This window comes from Streptococcus oralis (assembly GCF_001578945.1).
In the GTDB taxonomy this organism is placed as follows: Bacteria; Bacillota; Bacilli; order Lactobacillales; family Streptococcaceae; genus Streptococcus; species Streptococcus oralis_Q.
The window spans coordinates 161,471-162,541 of the sequence record NZ_KQ969551.1 but is presented as its reverse complement, the minus strand read 5'-3'; the positions used below and the strand labels follow the sequence as shown (position 1 = coordinate 162,541).

The 1,071-nt window shown below is 43.1% G+C and carries 1 protein-coding gene; it reads right to left on the bottom strand.

Translation table 11 applies throughout. The annotated features are described in order from the left end of the window. A partial coding sequence (locus tag SORDD16_RS03465) for an amidohydrolase family protein (protein WP_241733959.1) occupies positions 1–868 on the bottom strand: 868 nt, incomplete at its 3' end. Positions 869–1,071: the final 203 nt, after the last annotated feature.

Here is a 1,071-nt window from a genome sequence, read left to right as displayed (position 1 = left end):
GGATGATTGGAGCGATTCCTGAAGCCAGTTTGAGATTACTAATAGGATTATGAGCAATAGCTACTTGAGAAGTTGCCAAACGTTCAATTTCTTTCTCGTTTAATTCGACCCCGTGAGCAAAGACAGACGGATGCTCTAAGTAACCCAGTTCTTCTAGCAAGGCGAGGGGGCGTTTGCCATAGCGCTTCAGGATAATTCCTGATTCCTCCTTGGTCTCCGCCACATGGATATGGATAGGAATGTCCAGCTCTTTTGCCATATCTAAGCTTGCTTCCAGAAGGTCTCTACTACAGCTGTAGGGAGAATGTGGAGCTACCATAACCTTGAAATTTGGATTTTCATATCCTATGATTGTCTCGATGATGGCTCGTGTTCTGCTTATGGTCTCAGCTGTTGTTTCTGCTTCTGAAGAAAAGAGGGTCGGTGAGAAATAACAACGCATCTTAGATGCCTTGACTGCCTGATAAATTCTCTCAATCTCCACACCATTGGGATTATACATATCGTTGAAGGTTGTTGTCCCTGACTGGAGCATCTCTGTCAGAGCTTCTTTGACCGCCTTGGTAGTCATGTCGGGAGTAAAGCCTGCTTCTGCTGGCCAGATATAGTCATTGAGCCATTCATGGAGATTGCTATCATCCCGAATCCCTCGCAAGCCTGTCATAGCAGAATGGGTATGGCAATTGACCAAACCAGGCATGATCCAGGCTCCCTGATAGTCTATAATCTGCCCAGCTTGCTCTAAAATCTCTGGTTCCTCTTGGCCGACATAGACGATTTGAGAGTCCTTAACAGCCAAGATACCATCCAAATAAACATGGAAATCTTGGTCACAAGTCACGATATTTACATGCTGATAGACTTTCATTATAGGCTCCTTTTCTAAAAGACAATTTGCAGTGAATAATTTTTCTAGCTATTGTAACAAAAAAGTCACCCGAAGGCAACTTTTTTTGTCCATAAGATTTCAAAATAGAAAGGATTATTCAGAGCTAAAAGCTGAAGCTTTTTGCATTTGGTAATACTTGCCCTTTCTAGCCATGAGGTCCTGATGATTGCCGTATTCCACGA